20 protein-coding genes are annotated in these 21,927 nt (G+C 54.3%); 7 read left to right on the forward strand and 13 right to left on the reverse strand.

Going from position 1 to position 21,927, the window contains the following annotated elements:
- Positions 1-5: 5 nt before the first annotated feature.
- The 3 genes from ACFQ88_RS08805 to ACFQ88_RS08815 form a co-directional block, all read right to left on the reverse strand.
- A complete protein-coding gene (locus tag ACFQ88_RS08805; RefSeq protein ID WP_379453847.1) occupies positions 6-1,370 on the reverse strand; it encodes a YheC/YheD family endospore coat-associated protein in 1,365 nt (454 codons plus the stop codon).
- Between the two features lie 117 nt (positions 1,371-1,487).
- Entirely contained in the window at positions 1,488-2,717 is a 1,230-nt protein-coding gene (locus ACFQ88_RS08810; protein WP_379453848.1) for a YheC/YheD family endospore coat-associated protein, read from the reverse strand.
- An 18-nt stretch (positions 2,718-2,735) separates the two neighbouring features.
- Complete coding sequence (locus ACFQ88_RS08815) at positions 2,736-4,112, reverse strand: YheC/YheD family endospore coat-associated protein (RefSeq protein ID WP_379453849.1); 1,377 nt, start codon at positions 4,110-4,112, stop codon at positions 2,736-2,738.
- A 465-nt stretch (positions 4,113-4,577) separates the two neighbouring features.
- Between ACFQ88_RS08815 and ACFQ88_RS08820 the strand changes: the two genes are divergently transcribed.
- Positions 4,578-5,903, forward strand: a complete 1,326-nt coding sequence (locus ACFQ88_RS08820) for a WD40/YVTN/BNR-like repeat-containing protein (RefSeq protein ID WP_379453850.1) — start codon at positions 4,578-4,580, stop codon at positions 5,901-5,903.
- A 122-nt stretch (positions 5,904-6,025) separates the two neighbouring features.
- Here the strand turns inward: ACFQ88_RS08820 and def are convergent, their stop codons facing one another.
- From def to ACFQ88_RS08845, 5 genes are all read right to left on the reverse strand, one after another.
- Positions 6,026-6,541, reverse strand: a complete 516-nt coding sequence (gene def, locus ACFQ88_RS08825) for a peptide deformylase (RefSeq protein WP_379453851.1) — start codon at positions 6,539-6,541, stop codon at positions 6,026-6,028.
- A gap of 7 nt (positions 6,542-6,548) precedes the next feature.
- Positions 6,549-6,794 carry a helix-turn-helix domain-containing protein gene (locus ACFQ88_RS08830; RefSeq protein ID WP_379453852.1) on the reverse strand — a complete coding sequence of 82 codons (246 nt, stop codon included), beginning with the start codon at positions 6,792-6,794 and terminating at the stop codon, positions 6,549-6,551.
- An 873-nt stretch (positions 6,795-7,667) separates the two neighbouring features.
- Positions 7,668-8,858: an MFS transporter gene (locus ACFQ88_RS08835; protein WP_379453853.1), complete on the reverse strand. Its 1,191-nt coding sequence runs from the start codon at positions 8,856-8,858 to the stop codon at positions 7,668-7,670.
- Positions 8,855-9,676: an HAD family hydrolase gene (locus tag ACFQ88_RS08840; protein WP_379453854.1), complete on the reverse strand. Its 822-nt coding sequence runs from the start codon at positions 9,674-9,676 to the stop codon at positions 8,855-8,857. Before ACFQ88_RS08840 ends, ACFQ88_RS08835 begins: the two co-directional genes overlap by 4 nt.
- Entirely contained in the window at positions 9,673-10,449 is a 777-nt protein-coding gene (locus ACFQ88_RS08845) for a DeoR/GlpR family DNA-binding transcription regulator (protein ID WP_379453855.1), read from the reverse strand. Before ACFQ88_RS08845 ends, ACFQ88_RS08840 begins: the two co-directional genes overlap by 4 nt.
- 240 nt (positions 10,450-10,689) lie before the next feature.
- Here ACFQ88_RS08845 and ACFQ88_RS08850 point away from each other — a divergent pair, with 240 nt between their 5' ends.
- A complete protein-coding gene (locus ACFQ88_RS08850) occupies positions 10,690-11,787 on the forward strand; it encodes an acyltransferase (RefSeq protein ID WP_379453856.1) in 1,098 nt (365 codons plus the stop codon).
- Between the two features lie 149 nt (positions 11,788-11,936).
- Here ACFQ88_RS08850 and ACFQ88_RS08855 read toward each other — a convergent pair whose 3' ends face one another.
- Positions 11,937-13,154, reverse strand: a complete 1,218-nt coding sequence (locus ACFQ88_RS08855) for a S8 family peptidase (RefSeq protein WP_379453857.1) — start codon at positions 13,152-13,154, stop codon at positions 11,937-11,939.
- Between the two features lie 189 nt (positions 13,155-13,343).
- On the opposite strand from ACFQ88_RS08855, the gene ACFQ88_RS08860 reads away from it, so the two are divergent.
- Entirely contained in the window at positions 13,344-13,622 is a 279-nt protein-coding gene (locus tag ACFQ88_RS08860; RefSeq protein WP_239633002.1) for a hypothetical protein, read from the forward strand.
- Between the two features lie 54 nt (positions 13,623-13,676).
- Here the strand turns inward: ACFQ88_RS08860 and ACFQ88_RS08865 are convergent, their stop codons facing one another.
- Entirely contained in the window at positions 13,677-13,991 is a 315-nt protein-coding gene (locus ACFQ88_RS08865; RefSeq protein ID WP_239633004.1) for a hypothetical protein, read from the reverse strand.
- Positions 13,992-14,142: 151 nt separating this feature from the next.
- Between ACFQ88_RS08865 and ACFQ88_RS08870 the strand changes: the two genes are divergently transcribed.
- Positions 14,143-15,489, forward strand: a complete 1,347-nt coding sequence (locus ACFQ88_RS08870) for a DRTGG domain-containing protein (RefSeq protein ID WP_239633006.1) — start codon at positions 14,143-14,145, stop codon at positions 15,487-15,489.
- Positions 15,490-15,597: 108 nt separating this feature from the next.
- On the opposite strand, the gene ACFQ88_RS08875 is transcribed toward ACFQ88_RS08870, so the two are convergent.
- The 3 genes from ACFQ88_RS08875 to ACFQ88_RS08885 form a co-directional block, all read right to left on the reverse strand.
- Complete coding sequence (locus tag ACFQ88_RS08875) at positions 15,598-15,885, reverse strand: YtpI family protein (protein WP_239633008.1); 288 nt, start codon at positions 15,883-15,885, stop codon at positions 15,598-15,600.
- Positions 15,886-16,007: 122 nt separating this feature from the next.
- Positions 16,008-16,508, reverse strand: a complete 501-nt coding sequence (locus ACFQ88_RS08880; RefSeq protein WP_239633010.1) for a sporulation membrane protein YtrI — start codon at positions 16,506-16,508, stop codon at positions 16,008-16,010.
- The gene (locus tag ACFQ88_RS08885) at positions 16,505-16,837 is read right to left on the reverse strand and encodes a YtrH family sporulation protein (RefSeq protein ID WP_239633012.1); all 333 of its coding nucleotides are present in this window, start codon (positions 16,835-16,837) and stop codon (positions 16,505-16,507) included. The genes ACFQ88_RS08880 and ACFQ88_RS08885 overlap by 4 nt, the downstream gene beginning before the upstream one ends.
- 125 nt (positions 16,838-16,962) lie before the next feature.
- On the opposite strand from ACFQ88_RS08885, the gene ACFQ88_RS08890 reads away from it, so the two are divergent.
- The 3 genes from ACFQ88_RS08890 to ACFQ88_RS08900 all read left to right on the forward strand — a co-directional run bounded on the left by ACFQ88_RS08890 (position 16,963) and on the right by ACFQ88_RS08900 (position 21,923).
- Entirely contained in the window at positions 16,963-20,742 is a 3,780-nt protein-coding gene (locus ACFQ88_RS08890; protein ID WP_379453858.1) for a DNA polymerase III subunit alpha, read from the forward strand.
- A 208-nt stretch (positions 20,743-20,950) separates the two neighbouring features.
- Positions 20,951-21,508 carry a phosphatidylglycerophosphatase A family protein gene (locus ACFQ88_RS08895; protein ID WP_379453859.1) on the forward strand — a complete coding sequence of 186 codons (558 nt, stop codon included), beginning with the start codon at positions 20,951-20,953 and terminating at the stop codon, positions 21,506-21,508.
- 223 nt (positions 21,509-21,731) lie between these two features.
- On the forward strand, positions 21,732-21,923 hold the full coding sequence (locus ACFQ88_RS08900; protein WP_239633018.1) for a glutamate decarboxylase: 192 nt from the start codon (positions 21,732-21,734) through the stop codon (positions 21,921-21,923).
- Positions 21,924-21,927: the final 4 nt, after the last annotated feature.

A 21,927-nucleotide genomic window follows, 5' to 3' on the forward strand; every position in this document is an offset into this window, starting at 1 on the left:
TCCACTCAGGTCTCCCTCCTTGCTCGAAATCGGCTAAGGTACTGGCAGTAGTCATGAATGTACTGCACAGATGCCTTACCTTCTCCTTTGAGTGCCGGATGCTTGAAGATGGAACGTCCAGGCTTGGAATTCGCTTCGAACATCCAGATCCGTTCGTTATGATCAATACCGAGGTCGAAGCCAAGCTCGCCCAACGTATGACGATCGTTATCCTCTATCGTTTCAGCCAGCTTGATCGCCGCTTCCTTGGCGGAGGTCAATACTTGGTCCGCCCGGGCTCCGAATATTTGCTTCATCACCTGCTCCGGAGTCATCAGCTGCCCGCCGGTGCGCACGTGGGTCGTCACGCTGCCTTTGCCGGCTTTCTTGGCACCGATCCCCGCAACCACCCACTGGTTGCTGATGTTCTTGGTCAGGTGGAAGCGAAAATCGATCGGGCAATTGTCGATTTCGATCAGGCGAATGCCTTGCTGCGCCACATAATTGCTAAGCTTGGCATTACTGCTTCTCAAATGCTGCATCAAGCCGTCGAATTTGTTGAACCGGAGCAGCACATTGCGGTTGCCTTGCCGGTAACGCGCGTAATAGCCGCGTTTCGGATTGTACGTAAGACGGTAGATCCCGAAGCCCAGACTGCCCGCTGTCGGCTTCAAATATATAAATTTGTGTCTATCCAACATCTCTTTTATTTGGATTGAGGAAGGATTGATGTGCGATTCAGGCACATATTTGAACGCATCCGTTCCCTCGAGCAGATTGTAGATATCCCATTTCTCGAAAAAAGCCCAGTTGAATAGCGGGATGTTCCGTTTGACAAAGCGCTGTTTGAATTCGTTCATGGATGGCAGTTTCTCCGATTTGCGGCTCGGCAGCCGGTTATAGACAACATCCGGCAGAGGCACGGTTTTGCGGTACCAGCCGCCGTCCTTTCGCGCGAACGTCCCGGTTACCGTAGCTTGATCCCAGTTCACGTCGCGCGGGGAGAAGCCGAAGAAGAACGAGCGGCCGGAAGCGACGCGAACGAACTGACGGATAAATTCCGTGCGCGACCCGAAAGGGTTGGAGCTGTTCGATACGCTGGTCAATATTCCGATCAACGGACCAATGCGGATGTCCTTGCCGTTATTGCAAATGATCAATGTCGAGTCCAAGCTTGGAATTTTGAGCTGGGACATGATAGCGAGCGGCACATACAAATGGCTGCCTGGTTTTTTCAACAGCTTGAAACCTGTGGAGGCGGTTTTATTGCCCAGGTGAAGGGTCACGGTTCTTGTTTTCGCCAGCTTGAGGGTTCTCGCCAATTCACTAGTCAAGTAGATGACTCTTTCCTGTCTCTGCGTCACATGAATCGTGCAAGTTGTCAAACTCATGGGTATCCTCCTAAAAAAGCTTTGCGACAGCAAAGCTATCTCCGTAGCAGCGCGAGCGTGCGCTGCGATCCGGAGGAAAGCTTACTTCGTAAGCGATGTTTCGTCATCGGGCCGGCTCTATTGGGATTTAGCCGGCCTTGGTGTGTTCTTAAGGCTGCGCGCCGGATTCAACGTCTCTCGCGAGCGGATCAGATAACGGGCATACAGCACCGGATTGGCCAATGCTTTATTCCTTGCCGCATCGTCATTAAGATGGGCGAAGATGGCCCGGCCCGGCTTGGAGTTGACCTCCAATATCCATATTTGCCCATCGGTATCGACTCCGAAGTCGATGCCGAGCTCTGCGAGCCGCCCGTGGCATTGCTCGAGCGCCTCCGGAATTTGCATGGACAGCCGTTCCAGCTGCTCCCGGATGATCTTGGCCTTTTCGGTTCCGAATTGGCCTTCGATGTAGGCGAAGGCGGGTTCGACCTGGCCGCCGCCGTGCAGGTTGGAGGTCAGGCTGCCGGATTGCCCCTTGCGGACCGCCATGCCGGTCATTTGCCAGCGGCCGTTGCCGTCCTTTTGCACAAGGGAGCGTACGTCGAACGCTTCGCCGGAGCTGCCGTGCAGCTGCAAATACTGCTGCAGCAAGTAATCGCGCTTTGCCGTGAAGCGGCGCAGCCAGCGGAGCAGCTCCGCCTTGTCGGCGAAGCTGCGCTTGATGCGGCGATTGCGCGCATCGCGCCCGCGCACGGTAAACGCCGTCGGGGCGGTTTCCGCGCTCTCGGGCGCGACGGAGTCAGCCGCATGCAGCCGTGCTGTCGTAGCGGAAGCGGCGGTGCGCTGCACGAGCAGCACGCCGCGGCCTTGCGATCCGGCTTGCGGCTTCATGAGCACCGTGCCGTGCTCCTGAAGCCATTCGGCCGCAGAGCGCACGCTGCGCATCACTTCCGTTTTCGGCAGGTGCATATCGAAACGGCCGTCTTTCTCCAGCATTTGCTGGACTTCCCATTTGCCCTTGAGGCCGCGCCCGAGAAAATGGATGGACGGAAAGAGCTGCAGCCTCCGGACCGTTTCGCGGTATTCCACATATTGGCCCCGATTCGTAAAAAAGCAGCGGTCGTACACGACGCTCGGCATAGGGCATTCATGCGGTCTCCACCTACGGGTATTTTTATCGTACACAAAGCCTGTGACCGTGCCCTCGGCCCAGCGGATGCCTTGCGGTGTAAATACAAATACAGTGAATCCCGATTTTGCGCCTATCAGGCACAGCTTTCGATAAAAGTCACGATTGTAAAAGGGGGGATTCCCTTCCGTATGAGTGGTCATGATGCCCAATGCGTGTCGGGACGTCGGTGCCATCATGAGATCACCTCGATTTTAAAATTTGGCCGCATAACGGGAATACTGAATGACTCTTTTCACGGATGGACGTATTTTTATTTCGTCCGATAAAGCGGCATTGTCTTCCTTGGACGGCTTCGAGTTGACTTCCAGCAGCCACACATTCCCCTGCGTATCCATCGCGAGGTCGATGCCCAGCTCGGCAAAATGCGCAGGGATATTCGTTTCAATGCCCTTGGCGATAGCTAAAGCCGCTTTGCGCAGCTTCAAGGAGCCGCCGGTGCCTGTTGGAGAGTTCGAGCGGGCGAGCGCTTCCTTCACCGTCGACAGGCTGCCTCCGCGAGCAAGATTGGAAACAAAGTGATGGTTTCCGGCAATTCGGGCTACGGTGGATGTGACGACCCATTGACCCAGCTCATTACGTTGGACTACAGCGCGGAAATCAACTGGATGTCCGTCTACGGAAATGAGATTCACGCCTTGCTGGATTTGATAGCGTCTTTGTTTGATTTTTCCGGCAAAAGCGGAGAAGAGCTGAGACAAATTCGCATAGGTTTGTTTACGGGCGCCGTTAACATTGGTAATATGACAAATATAGGATTGGCTGCTGGTTCTCGTGATCCGGATGATGCCTTTGCCAAGGCTGCCGGAAGCCGGCTTCAGAAATACAACGCGGTATTTGCCGCACATATCCTTCAAGGTTTGATAATTCCGCAGATGATGGGATTCGGGCAAATACTGATGCAGTGAGCTTTCCTTGTTCAATGCTTCGAAGACCTCGGTCTTATTTAAATATTTTTCGTTAAACAGGGCTGCATTGTGATGCGTTTTGGCATGACGAAAAAACTGCTGGACGCTGGCCATGTTTTCCAACTTGCGGGACGTCAAGCGGTTATAAACGACATGAGGCATCGGAAAGGTATGCTTCGTCCATTTGCCGCCGGTCAAGCGCCATCCCTTTATTGTATCGCCTGAGTTTCCCAGTTCGTTCGGGGTAATGAAATAAACCGAAGAGCTGTAAAGCTTGCTGGCATCGGTTAACTCACGGCAAAACGCAGTGACGGTACCGAATGGCTTTTCGCTGTTTCCGGCATAATATCTGCTGACCAAGACGCCGATTAACGGACCCAGATACAGGTAACGGACGTTGGATTTATATTGCACGCACAACGAATCGCCGTTAATCAGGCCCCATTGGGACGCAAGGGTAGCATCGAGCCGAAGGATGCCTGCAGTGGACGTCGGAACGACTCTGACTTCATGTCGTGCAGCACCGTAGCGCAGCATGACAGGCGAATTGGGATTGATTTTCCATTTCTTCATCAATGCATCGCTCAGCATGATAGTCCGTTCGTCCAATTGAGTGCTTGTGCTGGCACTTGAAACTACAATGTTGACCTTCGTTCTTTTCACTGTTGTAACTCCTTCCCAGTGCCGACTCGCATGACTAATCCAGTGAACTAATTCATCATATGAGGGCGTTTTGACCTTGGTGAAAAGAAACTGAATGCAGAGGCGCAAAAGGAACAGAAACGGCGTTGTTGTAAACGGTTACAACGGGCGGGCTATCCAACTGCCTAAGCTGGAAAAAGGAGAGGATCGGCAGGCTCCAACCTACAAATTGCGACAAACCGGAATACGGGCTCGTACTTGTGCGTCTCCGCTTTACTAATCGGGCTGTCCGGCAGGTTTTGTACATCGCACCGGAGCAGAAGTTGAGAAATGCAGGGGAAAATGGGTAATATATACGATATGAAAGTGAGAAAAGCGTCTATCGACGTCCTCGGAATCTAATAAATTCTATTGTAGTAAGGAAGACGCCATTACAAGGTTTGTTCGAGTTCAATCTGATTCTAAGTTTGCAAAGGAGAGTGTAGTATGAGACAGGCAATTGCTTCGCGTTTTCTAATTCTGCTGTCTGTGTTCCTGTTAATACTGTCTGCCGGCTGCGAGAGCCGGTCTACTACTGCTAATACATCGCCATCCGGCTCCAATACATCCGAACAAAAAGCAGGAGAGCCGACGGCGGATGCAGCTGGAAAGCCGCCTGCGGATAATGCGGCACCGGGAGCAACTGCGACACCTGCACCTACAGCACCTGCAGCTCCAAAGGATGGCAATGCAGAAGGGGCGGCCAAACCGTCGCAAGCCGGTGAGCCGGCTGCCCAAGAGGCGGCGGTATCGGCGGTTCAGTTCATCAGTCCGACGGAGGGCTGGGCAGGCGGTCCGGGAGCCGTGCTGCATACGAAGGACGGAGGAGTAACCTGGGAGAAGCAATATGGAGGAAGCGGGAACGTCGAATCGTTCTCCTTCCTTAACAGCTCGACGGGCTGGGCATTGATGAGGCCGCTTCAGGGCAGCGGCAGCCCGGCTCAGGATGGCAAGCCCGCCCCGGCCGTCCTGCTTCATACGGTCAACGGCGGAGCCAAATGGACGGAGCTGACCAACTCGGCGCCCATAAGCAAATCTTTTCGTTTTATTTCGGAGAAGGAGGGCTTTAGCGGAAGCCGGTATACCTCGGACGGAGGAGCGACATGGACTTCGCTGCCCGTCCCGGCAAACATCAAAGGGGAGCCGTATTACGTTTCGAAGGATCTGGGCTGGGCGGTTACGATGAAACAGCCCGATTATCAGATTCAGCTTACCAAGGATGGAGGCAAGACGTGGAAGACCGTCTGGACGCATGCAACCGTAAGCCAGGTGACCCAGGCCGTGATTCAGGCAACGAATGCGCAGGACGTGTGGGTGCTGCTAATCGGTGAAAGCGGCATGAGCCAGACATCGTATACGCTGCTGCACAGCAAGGATGAAGGCAAGGCATGGAAGACGGTTGTAGCCCATTCGACAGCCGGAGGCGGCCCTGCGCCAGGCTACAAGACAGAAGAGCAGGTCGGACCGAAAGGGCCGGGAACCAAGCCGGGCCAGCTTCTTGCGATCAATTCGGATACGGCGTATTTGTTCGGCGAGTGCCCGCCTTGCGGTGATTACGGCACCGTATCTGCTGGGTGGACCCGTGACGGAGGGACGACTTGGACGAACGGGGAGCAGCAGATTCCCGGATTGAACGCCCAGGCTTCGTTCATCAGCGACAAGCAGGGCTTTCTCCTCGCAGGCAGCTCCAACATGACTTCCACCCTGTATAAGACGGAGGATGGAGGGAAGAAGTGGACGGCCGTTCAGTCGTTCGGCAAGAAAGGCTCGTAACTTATAGGGACAGGTGCCTCAAAAAGAAACAACGTGCCGAGAGCTTCATGCTCTCGTGCACGTTGTTTTTGTGTTACCTTTGCTTCAGGAAACGTTCACGAATTCTTAAGAGGGAATTTTGCTCACAATCCCTGATTCGTCAAGCGAAGCACATCCATCAGAGGCACTCTCTGCCGGGCCGGATCGTAAATCAGGTAGCCGCTCTTAATATGATCGACGAACAGCAGGCCGTTCAAATGATCGATCTCGTGCTGAATGCAGCGGGCGAGGTAATCTTTGCCTTCTAAGATGAAGGCTTCCCCATGCCGGTTCAAGCTCTTGATCTTGACGTAATTGGCCCGTTTCACAACACCCGAATGATGGGGATAAGACAAGCATGCTTCGGGACCGGTCTGCTCGCCGCTCATCTCCAATATTTCCGGATTGATCAGTTCAATCAGCCCGTCCCCGCAATCCATCACGACGACTCTTCTTAAAATGCCGATTTGCGGAGCGGCTAATCCGCTGCCGTTCGCGTCATACAGCGTATCGGCCATATCGTCGAGCAGCTTGATGATTTTCTCGTTCATTTCCGTAACGGGCTTAGCTTTTTTCCGTAAAATCGAATCCCCGAAAGGGACGATCGTCTTCACTGCCATCGTGTCCTTAGCCTCCTTGCGCTACATTTCCGTCAGGGGTAAACACCCATAAATCGTTCGGCGTGCAATCGAGCGCGGTGCACAAAGCATCGAGCGTCTCCGCCTTCATTTGCTTCGGCTGGCCGGTGAGCAGGGCGCTAATCGACGGCGCAGATAAACGGTAGCCTGCCTTTTCCTTCAGCAGCCGCGCCAGTGCGGCGCCGGTCCAAACGCCTTTTTGCGCCATCACTTGCCTGAGCATCCATACGAGCATGAAATCACCTTACTTTGCGGATGTTATTAGGTAAAAGCTAACAATATTAGGTAGTACCTAATATAGCATGTTCATGTGCCGATGCCAAGGCGATGAATGCAAAAGAGGCGGATGCCCGGCCTTAAGGAAAAGCAGAACCCTCCGTCCGCAGGGAAGGAGGGTTGAGGAGGGTTGAGCGACTTTCACGGAGTGCCGAAATGTTCGCCTGGGAGTCACCAGGAGGGGCTCATTTTGGCAAGTGTGGCAATTATGACAGGTGTTGCATGCATGGCAAGGATGGGAAGTCAATTGCTGCTGTTGCGCAGGTTAACGCTAAGCAATCGATGGTAGAGAATAATGCTGCCAACGCGATTTAGGGTGTCTGAGCTTCATCGGCAGCAATGGAAACTATTGGATTGGGGGAGCGGATGAGCCGAACTTCCGAGAAGTATTCCGGTTCGATGCAATAGACAACAGGTGCACCATCGGCAAGATGTCCTTATCACCAATCCGGCATCGCATACAACTTGCCCGCCTCTTCATCGTTTCATCCAGATGCAAGAGCAATACCGCCAAGCAATGTCGGCGCTTTGTAAAGCGGATCGGACACAGAATCCGTTATTTCTCTTAAAATCGCCTGAAATCGCTATGCATCGGACAGGAGATCCGTTATTCGCTAGAAAACAATGGATATTCGTTGTATTGATGGCTAATAACGGATCCTGTGTCCGAAAGCGGTGCGTTTAGACTCTTTTTTGGTGCAATAGCGGAAGTACGGTCCGATAGGGGCTGTTGCGCATATAGCGTGAATACTTGCTGACAGGACCCGGAGCTTCTGCTGCAGGCAGACGTAAAATGCCTTAGCTTTTTAAGTGAGTAATGCATGCGCCACTATCAGGTCGAGCTGTACTCCATAGTCTCGACCGGCTTCATCCTGGACAGCACGACAAGAAGGCATACGAGCAATATAGCCAAGACTACGAGGAACCACAGCGTGAACGCGATCGAAGCATGCTCCATGAACCGCCCTGTCAGCCAAGAGAAGGCCGCACCGCCGATGCCGCTTGCCGCAATCAGCTTGCTCGTCGTTTGCTCCGTCAATCCGGGGAACAAAGAATTACTATAAATAAGTGCGATAGAGAATAGGCCGGACATGAACAAGCCGATCAGAAGAATCATGGCGAAAGCACCGATAAGGTCCTTCATTAAAGCCAGGCCGATCAGGAAAAGCACTGTTGCCGTTGCACACCAGAGCAGATAGCGCGAGTAGCCGTACTTTTCGGCCAAAAATCCGCACGCGAGCCTTCCGAGCACCATCGTTCCCCAGAACAGGCTGACGCTGAGCGAAGCGACGGCGGCGTCGATAGGCATCGATTCGAGCAGGATGGACGGAAGGAAATTGACAATGCTCATTTCCAGTCCGACATAAATGAAGAAGAGCGTTATGCAGCATAGAAGTACTGCCAGCCCGAATCCCCGGAGTTTGCGCGGAACAGATACGGTAACGCCCGCAGAAGGACGGCCTGCCGTTTGAAGCAAGGCTTGGTTCGATTGACTGAACCGGATCCACAATACCGCAAGGACGAGCGCAAACAGCACCGTGCCGAAAAAGGTCAGCTCCCAGCGCCCGATCGTAATGAGTAAGCTGATCAAAAGCGGCATGAGCAGGGCGCCGGCACCGAAAAACACCTCCAGCCGGCTCATAGCGACGGCTTTCTTGTCTTCGACTGCGTCGATAATGAGCGCGCCTACCGTCGATTCAATGATCCCGGAGCCGAAGCCGACAAGCGGCAGGCAGAGCAGGACAACGTGCCATGGCGGCAGAAAGCCGATGATCAGGTAACCAAGCAAAATAAAACATAGCGTCAGAGTCAACATGGTGCCTCGGCCGAACTGCCGCGACAAGCGGGGCTGGAATACGACCCCGAGCAGAAAACCGAAAAATTGCACGAAAATTAGGTTCCCTCCGTCCGCATAGTCACGCCCGTAATGAGCCATCAGCTCAGGCAATAACGCAGCGGCGATGACGGAGGTGCAGCCGATCAGCAAATAGAAGCAGCAGCAAATCCAGACAAGCCGGTTCATAGAGCGGCCTTCTCCCCGAGCGGATCGTCTTCCGCGGCCTGCAGCGCCCAGGCGACGGCGTCGGCCACGCTTGCAGCTTCCCGGGCTGCCTTCGCCTTCAGCTCCGGATGGCTGTGTGCCATGGCGAAGCTGTTGGGCGTAACCGCGAACATCGGCACATCGTTGAAGGAGTCGCCGATACAGACCGTTTCCTCCGGAAGGATGCCGAGATGCTGCTGCAATGCGCGAAGTCCGGTCCCCTTCGAGACGTGTCTCGGCATGACATCCAGGCAGTCGACATCGGAAATATACGCGTCGATCCGTTCGCCATAGGTGCCGAGCAGCTGCTTTTGCAGTACAAGAAGGTGTTCGATCTCGCCCAGATAGGTGATCTTGCCGCACATGAGCTCGCTGCCAATCGCTTCGATTGCATTAGGCATAATATGCAGCGGCGCCAGCAAATTGTCCTTTATATGAGCGTTCCTTTCGTTCAGCTCGGTGAGAACGTAATGATCGGGGGCGCACATTACAGTAACCAGCGGCATGGCCAATGCGACGGTGGCCAGCTCTCTGATCAGCGCCGTATCGAACGTATCCTGCTGCAGCAGCTTGCCGTTCGATGAGTGAACGTAGGCTCCGTTTTGCGAGACGGAGTGCACTTTAAGCTGCAGCTCTTCCATTACATGCACGATTTCCGGGTGCATGCGGCCGGAGGCAAAGCACAGCTGAACGCCGCTTTCCAGCGCCCGGTGCAGCGCAGCACGGTCCTTGTCGTGAATATGATGGCCTCTTTGCAGCAGCGTTCCGTCCAAATCGCTTACGATGAGCTTAATCATCATTCCTCATCTCCTTTTGCTATCAAAATATCGATTTCATGCCGGTGAAGAGCCTCTTTCATTTCTTCATTCGGCTCTTGGTCTGTAATAATGATATCTATTTGCTCCAAACCGGATATGCGGTTGAACTGGCGTTTGCCGAATTTCGTCCGATCCGCCAATAAGATGACTTGATCCGCACGCCGCATCATTTCCCTGACGAGAAATCCTTCTTCCTCGTAAGGGTTCGTCAGTCCGTCGGTCGTTATCGCACAGGTGCCGAGCAGCAGCTTGTGAACATGGTAGTCCTTCAGCATCTCGAGCGCCCTGGCGCCGTAGATGAGCCGATGCTCGGGGTGCAGCTTGCCGCCAAGCAGATGAACGTCGATGCCTTCTTTACGGTTCAAAATGCCGGCGATATCGATCGAATTGGTTACTACGACGTGTCCTTGCGTGCTGATGCTTTCGGCAGCGCTTTGTACGGTTGTCGACGCATCCAGCAGCAAATAGTCGCCGTCATGAATGAGCGTAGCGGCCAGCCGGCCTATCGCCTTTTTGGACTGAGTGGTCGCTTCGTCGCTCAGCCGGTCGCTATAGTTGGCGACCTTATTCGTGAGCGTGGGCAGTATGGCGCCTCCTCGAGTCCGTAAAATGCTTCCCTGCTCCTCCAGCTTGATAATATCTCTGCGTGCTGTATCTCTAGAGACGTCGAACAGCTCGCAAATGTTCTCGATACTGATGCGCTGATGCTGCTCCAAATGCTGGAGAATTCCGATTAACCGTTCCTCCTGGTACAATGCGTTCGCTCCTCTCTGCAGAAAGTTAATGCAACATGAATGTATTATAAGGCATTGTATGCTGAATACACAATAATTTTTAAGTGATTTTAAGTAAAACTACGTAATATTAAGTTTTTGTGTAATATTTGATTGAGTACCCCTTACTTATGTTACAATGCATGAAGATCATCTTACATATTAAACAGAGAGCAAGACAAAGGGGTACATAAGCTATATAACGGAAGGATAGGGAATCAGTTGGCTGTTAAAAAAGCAAAATTATTGGAGCTGGATATCGTCAGAGCGTTTGCCATCTTGGCTGTCATGATTATTCACAACAGCTCGGAGGCTACGGTTGAGCTTCCCGGGGGCAGCACCGCGCAACTTATTTACTTGTCTATCAACAAGCTGAGCAACTTCGCCGTTCCCGTATTTATTTTTCTTAGCGGGATGGTGTTGTTTTACCGATATTACGACGACTGGAGCGGGAAGCAAGCGTTTACGTTTTATTTGAAGCGCGTCAAGCAGGTGCTGTTTCCTTATTTGATTTGGTCGTTTTTCTACTACCTGTACAATCAGTGGGTGTTCGATCCGAAAGGGCTGCACGTCAATTGGGCCGAATTCGCCGATTTGCTGCCATGGGCTGATGCCTCGTACCACCTGTACTTTATGATCATTATCGTGCAGTTTTATCTTCTTTTTCCGCTTATGCTGTGGCTGAGCCGCGTTTCGTCGTTGTTCCGGAAATACCTGTTTCTTATCGGCATCGCCGTTCAATTGGGCTTTTACTCCTACAGCCATTGGGTGGAGCCGATCGCGAACACGCCGTCGCTATGCGTCACTTATTTCAGCTTGTTTGCGCTGGGCGGATCTCTCGGCATGAATTATGAAGCGTTCACGGCATGGATCAACAAGCATATCGGCTGGGTGCTGCCGGTCAGCATCCTGCTCGGGTGCAGCTTCATGGGCTTGTTCGTACTCGAACAAACCCAGAAACGAGTGTTCGACAATACGTGGTACGAAATTATTTTCAATTTGTATCCGATGATGGCGGGGATGAGCTTCATCTGGATAGGCAGGCTGCTGCTTAAATTTCCACCTGCCGTGTCCAAAGTATTGCTGTCGCTCGGAGCCGTATCGTACGGCGTATATTTGATGCATCCGGCCATTTTGACCTACTGGCGCACGCGGTTTATTCCCGAGGCCGGCAATTTGCCGCAGTACATCCTGTATACCGTCATCGCGTTTGTGCTGAGTCTCGGCATTCCATGGCTGCTTGTTTACGTGTATGGACAAGTGATGCGCAAGCTGCGGCGGCCGTCGCCTAAGGCCAAGCTTTCCAAGGGGAACGCATAAGGCGTGAAGCCAAGCCGGCACGAATTATGTGCGGACATGCTCCGCGTGAAAAAAAGACGCATTCATCCACGACGATATCGTGTTATGGAGGCGTCTTTTTCGTATAGGACTTCCCTTCTTCTCAAAAACGGAAGCCAAGCCTTCCTGCATTATTTCAGAAAGCGGACATTCAGCTCGCCCGATCCCTGCGTATTGGCGGGAAGCTTCAGCGAGAACGCGTTGCGCTTCAGCAGCTGCTTGACTTGGGAGGGAGTCAGCCCGGGGCGCTTTTGCAGCATCTGGGCGACCGTACCTGCCGTGATCGGGGCGGCGAAGCTGGTGCCGGACATGCGGATATAGTTCGCGCCGACCTTGTTCTGCGGCAGCGTCTGGTCCAGGACGGAGCCCGGCACGTTGATGGACACGATATTGCTGCCCGGGGCAAGCAGATCCGGCTTCGTCAAGCCGCCGGCGGCAGGCCCACGGCTCGAATAGGCGGCCACCCGGTCGTCCGACTGGCGGACGGATCCCTGGTCGTTCACGGCTCCAACCGTGATGGCGTCGGGACTTGTGCCGGGGGAGGAGATGGTCTCCCGTCCCGGTCCTTCGTTGCCTGCTGCGACAGTGACGACAATGCCGGCTTTGACCGCGGCGTTGATCGCCCTGCACAGCGGATCGTTGGCGCACGGCTCTAGTGCCGGCTTGCCGAGCGAGAGATTGAGCACGCGGATGCCGTACCGCTTGCGGTTGGCGACGCACCATTCGATGCCGCGGATAATTGTGGAGTCGTAGCCGGACCCTTCGCTGTCGAGCACCTTGACGCCGATGATTTTGGCCTCTGGCGCCGGCCCTTTATAGGTGCCGCCGCTTGAGAAGCCGTTGCCCGCCGCATCGCCGGCAACATGCGTGCCATGGCCGTTATCGTCATAGGGCTTTGTCCGCCCGTTGATGAAATCCTTGAAGGCCGCGATCCGGTTGGCAGGCCGCGTCAAATCCGCTCTGGGCGCGACGCCCGTATCGAGGATGGCGATGCCGACGCCTTTTCCGGTGGCGCCGCTTTTTTGCGCTTCCGCAGCTCCTACGGCCGGGGTCGCCACATTCAGGTTGGTGCGGTTCCTTCGGTCCAAATAGACTTTGGTCACACGCTTATGAGCGCAAATTGTTTGCAGGGAGGCAGGGGATACGCGCACCGCCCATCCGCCGATCAGCTTGAGGCGCCCTTTGTTGCGGCATTTTCGCCCCAGCTTTTTTTGCAGCTGGTCTGCGCTCTTTTTATGCGTCTTTCCCGTGAATTGCACGATGACCGGCAGGAAGGCTTTGCTTTTCCGTTTGCGCCTGCGCAGAACGGCCTGATACAACGACGGAGTCATTTCTCGCCTTTTTTTCAAATCGGGATTCACTCTCCTTCTATCATCACAATATGCGGAGAGCCGTTAATGCTCTATAGCCCGTCTGCCCACATTTTGCCCAATGAATCCGGGAGATTAGGATGAGGCATTTCCTGCCGGGAGGTGATATTTTCGTTTTCCGCCTCATACACTGTATCGTACAAGTTGTAAGAGGGAGGGACTCGCGTCATGAAAGGAATGAAACACGTCATTTATTTGGGACTGGCTCTGGCCATGCTGTTTTATGCAGTGCCCAGGCTCGACCTGCACGCGGAATCGATGCTTCAGACCGTGTTCGGTATCGTGTGGATCGTCTTCTCGCTTGTCGTCATTGCGGCTCATCTGCACGAGCTGATCGGGGTGGACGAAGAGTCGAAGCAGGAGATGGCGAAGATCAAGAAGATGAAAAAATGGCAGCTGGAGCAAATGGTGCAGGGCAAGCGGAAGGTGCTTCAGTTCAAAAAATAACGAAAAGAAAAGAGCCGATCCCGCGCATGGGCATCCGGCTCTTTCGTCGATGAATCAGACCAGCAGGGAAATAACCAGCAATTCATACAGCACCAGCGGCAAAATGACATCGTTGTAGTAATTGTTGAACGGGCTGAAAAATCCGCGCACGTGGCCGGGCATTGGTCTCAAGTATACATGGACGGGATCGACATGCACGATATAGCCGTCATAGGTTTGGCCGTGGAGCGTTTGAACGCGTACAGGATGGTTTAAGTACTGATTGCACAGATTCGTAATATGTTCTTTATTGCTGTGCAGAGACTGGATGCTGGAATGATCCATCTGATACAAGGTTTGCAGCCGTACTTCTTCAGGTTGGTTATACACAGAAGGCACCTCCAATTCAATATACAGCATTCTATGCGTTTGCCCAGTTCCTGGTTCTTTGGGAATGGGCTTTTTTTTGTGCGGGGAAGCGACTATAATGAAAGATAATACAGATTGGTACAGAATGTCGAATTGGGGTGTAACAGATTAGATGGATGATACGATTCAGGCGATGCAGGATGCGGCAACCAAGCACGAGCAAATATTGAAACATATCGAGAGCCTCAAGATCGGGACGAAAATATCGGTGCGCAAAATTGCCGAAAAGCTGGAAGTGAGCGAAGGGACGGCTTACCGCGCGATTAAGGAAGCGGACAACCTGGGGCTGGTCAGCACGAAGGAGCGGGTCGGAACCGTCCGTGTGGAAAAAAAGCTGCGCGACAACATCGACAAGCTGACCTTTGCCGAAGTGGTCAACATGGTGGACGGAGAAGTGCTTGGAGGCGTCGGGGGACTCCACAAAACCTTGAACAAATTCGTCATAGGCGCCATGCAGCAGGATGCGATGATGCGATATATCGATGCGGGCAGCCTGCTGATCGTCGGCAACCGGAGTAAGGCGCATTCGTGTGCGCTGGAGCAAGGGGCAGGCGTGCTTATTACAGGGGGATTCTCCACCAGCGAGGAAGTAAAGAAGCTGGCGGACCAGCTGGAGCTCCCGATCATTTCGAGCAGCTATGACACATTCACCGTGGCGTCCATGATCAATCGGGCTATTTACGACCGGCTGATCAAGAAGAAAATTTTGCTGATCGAGGATATCGTTCCGTCGCCGATGCAGGTATACGTGCTGAAAGGGCACCATACGCTGAAGGATTGGCAGCAGCTTCATGAGCGGACGGGTCACGGGCGGTTTCCGGTTGTCGACGAATGGAACCGGGTCATTGGAATGATCACTTCGAAGGATTTGATCGGAGCGGAACCGGAGCAAACGATTGAAAAGCTGATGACCCGCAATCCGTTGACGGGAAGTCCTAATACGTCTGTAGCGTCAGCAGCTCATATGATGGTGTGGGAAGGGATCGATCTGCTTCCGGTTGTCGATGCGAATCGGAAGGTGCTTGCCGTCATCAGCCGCAAAGATGTGCTCAAGGCGATGCAGCATATACAACGGCAGCCGCAGAACGGGCAAACGTTCGAGGATTTGATCTGGTCGGGCTTCAGCGAGGAGCGGACGAAGGAAGGGCAGATCACGTTCCGGGGCACGGTTACCCCGCAGATGATCAACCGGCTCGGCACGCTGTCCGAGGGAGTGCTCACCATTCTTGCCATACAAGCGGCCTATCATGTCGTGCAGGACGTGAAGAACGGAGAGCTCGTGATGGACAACATGTCTTCGTATTTCATCAAGCCGGTGCAAATTGACAGCGAAATCCAGATCGTGCCGAAAATGATCGAGCTGAGCCGCAAGTTCGGTAAAATCGATGTGGAAATTTACCACTCGCAGTCGTTAATCGCCAAGGCCATGCTGACGACCCAATTCATCGACCAGGCTTAATACCGGCCTGTTCGACCGGCGGGCAGCGGGTGCAGCGACAACCGCATGGTCTAATGAATTAGGTGTGAAACGCGCTTGCAAGACCCTATGTCGCAAGCACGAGTCTCGCTATTGGCGCGTAAAGTAGCTGTGATTGCGCAAGCCTGCGAACAGGTTGAACATGCCGAGCAGGAAGCAGACGACTCCGAATACGCGACGGGTGTTGGAGTCGGTGAAGAAGAACAGCTGGCTCACCGCGATAATAATCAGCATGATGCCCATGGCGATATTCATTCTCGATGCGTACAGCCCTCTCAGCTTCGGATCCTGGCTTCTGCGGGACTTGAAGCTGTAGAACAGGGAGACGAGAAGAGTGAGAACGATAACCACGGGCAGTATTTTTTGAATCCATTCCATAATAACGGGCACATCCTTTAAGCTAGTCGTTCGATCTCATCTAACTTTACCGATTTTCCCATGGAAAAGCAATGAAAGCGAGACGCCTTTTTCTTATCAGGAGCATGCCTCTTTTATCAAAATCACATCACCGGTTTCTTGAACACCTCGGCGGTGACCCATACTTTCAGCTCGGTATGGATCAGCAGCATCGTCTTTATGTTAACGACATAATCTTTGTCGAGAATGTTGTGATATGTTTTTTTGGACAGCAGGCGCTGGTATACGTGCGGAGTTTCGGCGAAGGTGGCGATTTTCTGTCCTTTGATCACGCTTAATTCGTTGCGGACACGCTTTTCGAGCTCCTGCATGGTTACCTTATCCAACGGATTCAAGTCGCCGGGCTCGACGACGATATCGATTTGGTTGATCGTGCTCTGCTGGTTTCTCGTTTTTTTGAAATCGTTCAAATCCGTCAGCAGCTGCTCATTCTCCGCCTGAAGCTCCCTATTTTTAATGATGACGGTATTCAAATGATGATGGTACAAGCTCAGGAACAGAGCGCTTCCGATGATGATTCCCGAAATTACCAGTCCCGTCGATTTCAACAGTCCCGTGTAATGCTCAAAGGGTGGAACCTTCAACTCGTGCCGCCTCCTCTGCAGATCCATTGGATTAAGGCGGTGCCGGACTGCGCCCCGATGAAGGCAAAGACGATCAGCAAGATTTGTTTGATCGCAGGAGAAATGAAGCCTCCGGCCAGATTGCTCTCAATGACGCGCAGCGGATCGATCGTGCCGCCTACGGCAGCTACGAGCGCCCAGATTTTGATCTGCTCGGAGATAAGCAGCATTCGCTGTGTAGGCGGTTCCATCATCAGTACGGCGGCAATTCCCCCTAGCATCGTGCCCCCGAGCACGACTCCGAACGCTACGAAAAAATCGAACACACATTTCGTCAAAAAGCTGACCATTCCAGAATGCCTCCTTTTTCCACTGCGTGAACCTTTGACAACCCTACTTGTCTAATCTATGGTACAAGTGTTCGCATTATGATAAAATAAAAAGAAAGTTTTTCGGCAAAGGGAGGCGGCCTTAGGTGAGTGACTTCGTCCACCTGCATGTACATAGCGAATACAGTCTGCTGGACGGCGCGGCGCGCATCGACGATCTGGTTGGACAAGCGGCCGGGCTCGGCATGAAGGCGCTGGCACTGACCGATCATGGCGTCATGTACGGCGCCATACCTTTTTATAAAGCCTGCAAGCAGCACGGCATCAAGCCGATTATAGGCTGCGAGGTTTACTATACGGCCGGGTCGATCCGTGACAAAGGAACAAGGCAGGAGCAGCCGATCTACCATTTGATCCTGCTTGCCAAGAACGAGACCGGCTACCGCAATTTGATGAAGCTGTGCTCCATCGGGCATTTGCAGGGCTATCACTACAAGCCGCGCATCGACGCGCATCATTTGGCACAGCATGCGGAGGGGCTTATATGCACCAGCTCGTGCCTCGGCAGCGAGGTGTCGCAGCATTTGCTGCACGGACGGTACGAGGAGGCCAAGGCGGCGGCAAACCGGTACCGCGACATGTTCGGAGACGATTTCTTCCTGGAGCTTCAGGACCATGGTCTGATGGAGCAAAAGAAAGTGATGCAGAGCATGATTCAGCTGAGCGCTGAGACCGGCATCCCGCTTATCGCAACGAACGACGTTCACTACGTGAGAGAGCAGGACGCTCAGGTTCAAGATATACTGCTGTGCATCGGCACGGGCAAAACCGTCGACGATACGGAGCGGCTGAAATTCCCTTCGACCCAGCTGTATTTGAAAAGCGACGAGGAAATGAAGCGGTTGTTCCCGCACGTTCCGCAGGCTATCGAAAATACGCGGATCGTGGCGGAACGCTGCAATCTGGAGCTCGAATTCGGCCGTTCGATTTTGCCGCAATTTGAGCCGATTCCCGATCATGCGACAGCAGGGAGCTATCTGGCCGAGCTATGCCGGGAGGGGCTTGTGTCGCGGTACTCGCAACTGCCTCAATGGGAGGACGCAAGCTATCGGAGCCGTCTCGACGAGAGACTGGATTACGAGCTTTCCGTCATCGAGCGGATGGGCTACTCCGACTACTTTTTGATCGTGTGGGATTTCATCCGTTTCGCGCATGAGAAGGGCATCGTCACCGGGCCGGGAAGGGGATCGTCGGCGGGAAGCCTTGTCGCCTACGTGCTGCGGATTACGGATGTGGATCCGATCCGGTATCATTTGCTGTTTGAGCGGTTTTTGAATCCGGAGCGGGTATCGATGCCGGATATCGATATTGACTTTAACGACGTGCGGCGCGACGAGGTGATCGATTACGTCGTAGGGAAGTACGGCCATGAACGGGTGGCGCAGATCATAACGTTCGGAACGATGGCGGCCAAGGCGGCCGTACGCGATGTCGGGCGGGTGCTGAACCTGCCGTATAACGAGGTGGACCGCGCGGCCAAAATGATCCCGCATCAGCTCGGGATGACGCTGGCGGAAGCCATCGAGGCGAACCCCGATCTGAAGGCGCTCGCGGCTCGACAGCCCAAAACCGAAGAGCTGCTGCAGCTGGCGATGAAGGTGGAGGGCATGCCGCGCCATGCTTCCACTCACGCTGCGGGGGTAGTCATATCGCGCGAGCCGCTGACGCAGTACGTGCCGCTGCAGGAAGGCAATGAGCAGACGGCGCTTACGCAATACCCGATGGAGCATCTCGAGTCGATAGGCTTGCTGAAGATGGACTTCCTCGGCCTGAGAACGCTGTCCATTATCGAACGGACGCTGCAATGGGTCAAGGAACAGACGGGAGCCGACATCGACTTCCACAAACTGCCGATGGACGACCCGGCGACTTATGAGCTCCTGAGCAGAGGGGATACCACCGGCGTATTCCAGCTGGAGTCTCCGGGGATGAGGAGAGTGCTCAAGGATCTCAAGCCTAGCGAATTCGAGGATATTATTTCGGTAAACGCGTTGTACCGGCCGGGTCCGATGGAATTTATCCCGCGTTACATTCAAGGCAAGCACGGGCGAATCCAGGTGGAGTATCCGCATCCGGACCTGGAGCCGATACTGCGCGATACGTACGGCATTATCGTCTATCAGGAGCAAATCATGCAGATTGCTTCCAAAATGGCGGGCTTCAGCCTGGGCGAAGCCGACTTGCTCCGGCGCGCCGTCAGCAAGAAGAAGCGCGAGGTATTGGACGAAGAGCGCGCCCATTTCGTCAAGGGCAGCGTGTCGCAGGGCTATACGGAAGCCGATGCGAACAAGGTGTACGATATGATCGTCCGCTTCGCCGATTACGGCTTCCCGCGCGCGCATGCGACGGCTTACGGGGTGCTGGCGTTCCAGACCGCCTACCTGAAGGCGCACTACCCCGTGCAGTTCATGGCGTCGATGCTGACGGCGGTGATGGGCAGCCACAACAAAGTGGCTGAATACGTCGACGAATGCCGCCGGATGGGCATCGCCGTGCTGCCGCCGGACGTGAACGAGAGCGGCGTCGTCTTTACGCCTGTGGCGTACGGCGGCACCGGCGGGTCAGAATCCGCAGGGCCGCGGGACGCCATCGCCGCCGCTGCGGAGGCGGGCCGCGAAGGCAGCGCAACGGCTTCGGCGGCTGCGTCTGCCACGGCGCCGACGGCCGCGGCTGAGGCAGCGCCATCCGGCGCGGGCGCGGCGATTCGCTTCGGCCTAGGGGCGGTGAAGAACGTCGGCACGCATGCGATCGATTCGATCATGCAGCAGCGCGGCGGCGAAGCCGGCCCGTACGAGAGCCTGATCGACCTTTGCCGGCGCGTTGACCTGCGCGTGTGCAACAAGCGCGTGCTCGAATCGCTCATCCAGAGCGGGGCGACGGATACGCTGCCGGGCCACCGCGCCCAGCAGCTCGCGATGCTCGAAGCTACGATGGAGGCTGCCGTCAAATGGCGCAAGGAGCGCGACGATCTGCAGCTGCACTTGTTCGGCTTTGTCGAAGAAGTGAACTGGGAGGTCGAATATCCCGATATTCGGCCGTTCACGATGACGCAGCAGCTGGAGCTGGAGAAGGAGCTGCTCGGGCTGTACATTTCCGGCAGCCCGCTTGACGATTACGAGGAAGCGCTCCGTGCGCTGGACCACGATCCGCTGCACTATTTGCCGGAGCTGCCCGATCACAGCGAAGTCATTGTGGCGGGCATGGTAGTGACGAGCAAGACCATCGTCACCAAGAAAGGGCAGCCGATGGCGTTCATGGAGCTGGAGGACCGCGTCGCCAAGGTTGAGGTCGTCCTGTTTCCAGAGGCATGGAAGCAGTTTGCGCCGCTGGTGCAAAAGGGCAAGCCGCTGCTCGTGAGAGCCAAGCTGCAGCATGGGGACGAGGACGTGAAGCTGCTGGCGGATCAGGTATTTGCCCTCGGCGATCCGGATCTCGCGAAGAAAGCGGCCCGGCGCTCGGCTGTGAAGGATACGGCGCGCAGCCAGCCTACCGCAGCCGCACAGGGCGGCGGCAAATCGGCGGTGCCGGTCGCGGCTGCTGCCGTGCAGAGCGCTCCGAAGGCCGATTCACCCGTGCAGCAGCGCAGAGAGCCGGTTCCATCCGGCAGCCCGGCGTCTGCAGGGACGAGACAGGCGCGGGAGCAAAGGGTGTACGTCAAAATATCGGCCGATCACGAACAGCCCCACGTGCTTGCGCGCCTCAAGGAGATGCTTCTGGATCACGAAGGTCCGCTCCCGGTCATTCTCTACTACGAGAAAAGCCAGAAGACGCTCCGGCTGAGCGACCAATTCAAAGTGAAGCCTTCTCCGAAGCTGTTTCAAGCAATGGAAGAACTGCTAGGTAAAGAAACCGTAAAAGTGAAATAATCAACGCCTCCTAAGCATACATTTAGTAACCCGGATCGTCTTTGGCATCGAATACGATTTCCCATGATCGTAAGCAACGGCAGCGGCTGCTTCCAAAGACGCCGTTCGTTGTCTTAACAGCTTGTCCTGACACTTACAAGGATGAGTTTGCACGAGTCCAGGGACATGACTCCGGTTAGTAGATGGATTCCAGAGGAGGCGTTGTTTCATGTCGCATCAGCACATTGTCGAATGGTTGGAAAAACGGGGCGTAACGATCGAACGCATCGCCGATATCGTATGGAAGCTGCAGCTTCCGTACAATCCTCAATTGAAAAAAGAAGCCTGCGTCGACAGCGTGCTGGCCATCCTGAAGAAGCGCGAGGTTCAATATTCGTTATATACAGGTATCGCACTGGATGAATTGGCTGAGAAAAAGCTGCTTCCCGAGCCGCTTCAATCAATAATGGAGCGGGACGAATCGCTGTATGGCGTCGACGAGACGCTGGCTCTCGGAATCGTTCATGTATACGGTATGATCGGTTTGACCAGCTTCGGCTATTTGGATAAGGAAAAGATCGGCATCATTCGCGAGCTGAACGACAATAAATCCCATATTCACGTATTTCTCGACGATCTCGTGGCAGGGTTGGCTGCGGCTGCGTCCGCCCGAATCGCCCACAAGCATCAGGACCGGCTCGACATGGAAGCGGCGGCATCAAGCGGCACTGACAAACCGGAGCCGGCTGCATCCGGAGATGAAGATGTCCAAGACGCAGCACCCTAACCGTTCGTTTCAGCCAATAATCGCACGAAAAAGCCCCGAACATGGCACGGTTCTATCTTCCGGTTGTCCGTTATAGTGCGGCGTAATAGGAGAAAGTTCGACCGGATTCGAATCGATCCGGAAGGCGCGCCATACCGCCCGCGAGGACGCTTGCAACCCTTTCTTGCGGGAAAAAGTGAAGATATGATATCATTAGTGCATTATGTTCGGGAGGTCTTTTTTCATGTGGACCGTTATATATATAGCTCCTACTACAAAAATTGCAGACAGAATCAAGCAGAAACTGACGGAAGAGGGCTTTCTTGTTCAGGTACGGGCCATTAACATGACGAAAAATCAATTTGAAATCTTAGTCCCGGAAGGTGAACTGGAAGAAGTTCAAGATGTGTTGAATTCCATACTGCATAGATCTTAAGCTC

Origin of the sequence: Paenibacillus sp. NPDC056579 (assembly GCF_042793215.1) — a bacterium.
Taxonomy (GTDB): domain Bacteria; phylum Bacillota; class Bacilli; order Paenibacillales; family NBRC-103111; genus Paenibacillus_S.